The 4,952-nt window shown below is 71.6% G+C and carries 3 protein-coding genes; 1 reads left to right on the top strand and 2 read right to left on the bottom strand.

Translation table 11 applies throughout. The features are described from left to right. Positions 1–43: 43 nt before the first annotated feature. Together ACWGDE_RS36095 and ACWGDE_RS36090 are read right to left on the bottom strand one after the other, a co-directional pair. Positions 44–718, bottom strand: a complete 675-nt coding sequence (locus tag ACWGDE_RS36095; protein WP_374104435.1) for a TetR family transcriptional regulator — start codon at positions 716–718, stop codon at positions 44–46. Then, positions 715–1,695, bottom strand: coding sequence for an acyl-CoA desaturase (locus ACWGDE_RS36090; RefSeq protein WP_453393304.1), 981 nt, complete (start codon positions 1,693–1,695; stop codon positions 715–717). The genes ACWGDE_RS36095 and ACWGDE_RS36090 overlap by 4 nt, the downstream gene beginning before the upstream one ends. A 441-nt stretch (positions 1,696–2,136) precedes the next feature. On the opposite strand from ACWGDE_RS36090, the gene ppc reads away from it, so the two are divergent. Further along, positions 2,137–4,905 (top strand): phosphoenolpyruvate carboxylase, encoded by a 2,769-nt coding sequence (gene ppc, locus ACWGDE_RS36085; protein ID WP_453393303.1) that lies wholly within the window; start codon positions 2,137–2,139, stop codon positions 4,903–4,905. Positions 4,906–4,952: the final 47 nt, after the last annotated feature.

The following is a 4,952-nucleotide window of genomic DNA, read 5'->3' as shown; positions in this document are numbered from 1 at the left end:
GGATCTCCGGTGACGGGGCGCCGTCGTACGTCCCCTCGGGGCGTCAGCTCTTGCGGTGGCCGACCAGCCGCGGCTTCGCCTCCAGGTTCTCCAGCCCGTGCCAGGCCAGGTTCACCAGGTGCGCCGCCACCTCCGCCTTCTTCGGGCGGCGCGTCTCCAGCCACCACTGCCCGGTCAGCGCCACCATGCCCACCAGCGCCTGCGCGTACAGCGGGGCCAGCTTCGGGTCGAAGCCCCGGGCCTTGAACTCCAGGCCCAGGATGTCCTCCACCTGCGTGGCGATGTCACTGATCAGCGAGGCGAAGGTGCCCGTCGACTGGGCCACGGGGGAGTCGCGGACCAGGATCCGGAAACCGTCGGTGTAGTTCTCGATGTAGTCGAGCAGCGCGAACGCCGCCTGCTCCAGCAGCTCCCGCGGGTGCCCGGCCGTCAGCGCGCCCGTCACCCCGTCCAGCAGCTGGCGCATCTCCCGGTCGACGACGACCGCGTACAGGCCCTCCTTGCCGCCGAAGTGCTCGTACACCACCGGCTTGGACACCCCGGCCTTGGCCGCGATCTCCTCCACGGACGTGCCCTCGAAGCCCTTCTCCGCGAACAGGATGCGACCGATGTCCAGCAGTTGCTGGCGCCGTTCGGCGCCCGTCATCCGGACCCGGCGGCCACGCCTGGGCTTGTCGCTGCTGGAACTGCTGCCGTCGATCGCCACGCCCCCCATCATGCCGCGTTCGACGCTTCTTCCTTGCGCCGGGCGTCGATGCGGGCCTCCGAGGGCCAGCGCACGTCCGACGCCCACCCCAGCTGTTCGAACCAGCGGATCAGCCGGGCACTGGAGTCGACCTGGCCGCGCAGCACACCGTGCCGGGCCGACGTCGGGTCCGCGTGGTGCAGGTTGTGCCAGGACTCGCCGCACGACAGCACCGCGAGCCACCACACGTTGCCGCTGCGGTCGCGCGACTTGAAGGGACGCTTGCCCACCGCGTGGCAGATCGAGTTGATCGACCACGTCACGTGGTGCAGCAGGGCGACGCGCACCAGCGAACCCCAGAAGAAGGCCGTGAACGCGCCCCACCACGACATCGTCACCAGACCGCCCACCAGCGGCGGCAGCGCCAGCGAGAACATCGTCCAGAAGATGAAGTCGCGCGAGATCCGCCGGATCGCCGGATCCTTGATCAGGTCCGGGGCGTACTTCTGCTGATCGGTCTGCTCCTCGTCGAAGAGCCAGCCGATGTGCGCCCACCACAGCCCCTTCATCAGCGCCGGGAGCGTCTCGCCGAACCGCCACGGCGAATGCGGGTCACCCTCGTGATCGGAGTACTTGTGGTGCTTGCGGTGATCGGCCACCCAGCGCACCAGCGGCCCCTCCACCGCCATCGACCCCATGATCGCCAGCACGATCCGCAGCGGCCGCTTCGCCTTGAAGGAACCGTGTGTGAAGTAGCGGTGGAAACCGATCGTGATGCCGTGGCAGGCCAGGAAGTACATGAACACCATCAGGCCCACGTCCAGCCAGCTCACCCCCCAGCCCCAGGCGAGCGGAATCGCCGCCAGCAGTGCGAGGAAGGGGACGGTGATGAACAGCAGCAGCGCGATCTGCTCCACGGACCGCTTGCTCTCACCGCCCAGTGTCGCGGACGGCACGGACGCGCCGGAGGGCGCCGAGGCGTCCTCGAGCACGTCGGGACTGATGGTCATAGGTGTCCCCTGAGGGTGAGGGTGTCGGCAGGCGCGCCGCCCGGCCACGCTCCCTACGGACGCGTAACCTACGGCAACGTAAGTATGGCAAAGGTCCCGCACGCGGCAAGAGGAGCGCGCCCGCCACCGTGTCCCGCGACCCGCCCGCACGGGCCTGCCGGCCCCACCTCGCGGGCTCATCGGCCCGCCCGCCCGCGCGGCCCCCACCACGGCCGTCCCGCCTGGTGACACACGGACCGGGGCACGAGGACGGGCCGCCTATCCTGGTCTCGTCGGACAGCGCGGTCCGCACGGGCAGCCCGAGCTGCGCACCTGCGGGAATCCCTCCCCCGGGCACCCCCCGGCCATGGCCGGGGACGGTCCGGAGAGGCCCCTCTCCCGCGCGCGCAAACCGGAGCCCACCTCCCAGTAGCGCTCGAAACACTGCAAGGAGCCGCACCTGTGAGCAGTGCCGACCAGGCCCACTCGACCAACGCCGACGCCGCGACCACCGCCGTCGCCGCCGCCAACGCCGAGCTGCGCGCGGACATCCGCCGCCTCGGCGACCTCCTCGGCGAGACCCTCGTACGTCAGGAGGGCCAGGACCTCCTCGACCTGGTCGAACGCGTTCGAGCCCTCACCCGCACCGACGGCATCGCGGCCGCCGAGCTGCTCGGCGACACCGACCTGGAGACCGCCGCCAAGCTCGTGCGCGCCTTCTCCACCTACTTCCACCTCGCCAACGTCACCGAGCAGGTGCACCGCGGCAAGGAGCTGCGCGCCCACCGCGCCGCCGAGGGCGGCCTCCTGGCCCGTACCGCCGACATGCTCAAGGACGCGGACCCGGAGCACCTGCGCGAGACGGTCAAGAACCTCAACGTCCGCCCCGTCTTCACCGCGCACCCGACCGAAGCGGCCCGCCGCAGCGTCCTGAACAAGCTGCGCCGCATCGCCGCTCTGCTGGAGGAGCCCGTCGCGGGCGCCGGGGAGCGCCGCCGCCACGACCTGCGCCTCGCGGAGAACATCGACCTCGTCTGGCAGACGGACGAGCTGCGCGTCGTGCGTCCCGAGCCCGCCGACGAGGCCCGCAACGCCATCTACTACCTCGACGAGCTGCACGCCGGCGCGGTGGGCGACGTACTCGAGGACCTCGCGGCCGAGCTCCAGCGCGTCGGCATCGAGATCCCCGCCGGGACCCGCCCCCTCACCTTCGGGACCTGGATCGGCGGCGACCGCGACGGCAACCCCAACGTCACGCCCGAGGTCACCCGCGACGTGCTGATCCTCCAGCACGAGCACGGCATCACCGACGCCCTCGAGCTCATCGACTTCCTGCGCGGGCTGCTGTCGAACTCCATCCGCTACACCGGGGCCACCGAGGAACTCCTCACCTCCCTCCAGGCCGACCTGGAGCGCCTCCCCGAGATCAGCCCCCGCTACAAGCGGCTGAACGCGGAGGAGCCGTACCGCCTCAAGGCCACCTGCGTCCGCCAGAAGCTCCTCAACACCCGCGAGCGCCTCGCCAAGGGCACCCCGCACGAGGAAGGCCGCGACTACCTCGGCACCGCCGAGCTCCTCACCGACCTCACCCTCATCCAGACCTCCCTGCGCGAGCACCGCGGCGCCCTCTTCGCCGACGGCCGCATGGACCGCACCATCCGCACCCTGGCCGCCTTCGGCCTCCAGCTCGCCACCATGGACGTACGCGAGCACGCGGACGCCCACCACCACGCGCTGGGCCAGCTCTTCGACCGGCTCGGCGAGGAGTCCTGGCGCTACGCGGACATGCCCCGCGACTACCGCGGCCGGCTCCTGGCCAAGGAGCTGCGCTCCCGCCGCCCGCTGGCGCCCACCCCGGCCCCGCTCGACGCGGCCGGCCAGAAGACCCTCGGCGTGTTCGGCGCCATCAAGGACGCCTTCGAGAAGTTCGGCCCCGAGGTCATCGAGTCCTACATCATCTCGATGTGCCAGGGCGCCGACGACGTCTTCGCCGCCGCCGTCCTCGCCCGCGAGGCCGGTCTCATCGACCTGCACGGCGGCTGGGCCAAGATCGGCATCGTCCCGCTCCTGGAGACCACCGACGAGCTCAAGGCCGCCGACGTCATCCTCGACGAGATGCTCGCCGACCCCTCCTACCGGCGCCTGGTCTCCCTGCGCGGCGACGTCCAGGAGGTCATGCTCGGCTACTCCGACTCCTCCAAGTTCGGCGGCATCACCACCAGCCAGTGGGAGATCCACCGTGCCCAGCGCCGGCTCCGCGACGTCGCCCACCGCTACGGCGTGCGCCTGCGCCTGTTCCACGGCCGCGGCGGCACCGTCGGCCGCGGTGGCGGCCCCTCGCACGACGCGATCCTCGCGCAGCCCTGGGGCACCCTCGAGGGCGAGATCAAGGTCACCGAGCAGGGCGAGGTCATCTCCGACAAGTACCTCGTCCCCTCCCTGGCCCGCGAGAACCTGGAGCTGACCGTCGCGGCCACCCTCCAGGCCTCCGCCCTGCACACGGCCCCGCGCCAGTCCGACGAGGACCTCGCCCGCTGGGACGCCGCCATGGACGTCGTCTCCGACGCCGCGCACGGCGCGTACCGCGAGCTCGTCGAGGACCCGGACCTGCCGGCGTACTTCTTCGCCGCCACCCCCGTCGACCAGCTCGCCGACCTGCACCTCGGCTCGCGCCCCTCGCGCCGCCCCGACTCCGGCGCCGGCCTCGACGGACTGCGCGCCATCCCGTGGGTCTTCGGCTGGACCCAGTCCCGCCAGATCGTCCCCGGCTGGTACGGCGTCGGCTCCGGCCTCAAGGCCCTGCGCGAGGCCGGCCAGGGCGACGCCCTCGCCGAAATGGGCGAGCGCTGGCACTTCTTCCGCAACTTCCTGTCCAACGTCGAGATGACGCTGGCCAAGACCGACCTGCGGATCGCCCGCCACTACGTCGACACCCTCGTGCCCGAGAACCTCAAGCACGTCTTCGCCCGCATCGAGGCCGAGCACGAGCTGACCGTCCGCGAGGTCCTGCGCATCACCGGCGGCGAGAAGCTCCTCGACTCCAACCCGGTCCTCCAGCAGACCTTCTCGGTCCGCGACGCCTACCTGGACCCGATCTCCTACCTCCAGGTGTCCCTGCTCGCCCGCCAGCGGGCCGCCGCCGCACGCGGCGAGGAAGCCGACCCGATCCTCTCCCGGGCCCTCCTCCTCACCGTCAACGGCGTCGCCGCCGGCCTGCGCAACACCGGCTGACCGGCCCGGACGTACGAAAGGGCCCCCGCACCAGGAAGGTGCGGGGG

The sequence above is a fragment of the Streptomyces sp. NPDC054956 genome (assembly GCF_053609185.1).
Note: the sequence above shows the minus strand (reverse complement) of the source record. Positions and strands in the feature narration are given on the sequence as shown.

What these genes read in the sequence shown, in the direction of transcription:
- ACWGDE_RS36095 (WP_374104435.1), bottom strand. Translation starts at nt 718, where the DNA reads ATGATGGGGGGCGTGGCGATCGACGGCAGCAGTTCCAGCAGCGACAAG.
- ACWGDE_RS36090 (WP_453393304.1), bottom strand. Translation starts at nt 1,695, where the DNA reads ATGACCATCAGTCCCGACGTGCTCGAGGACGCCTCGGCGCCCTCCGGC.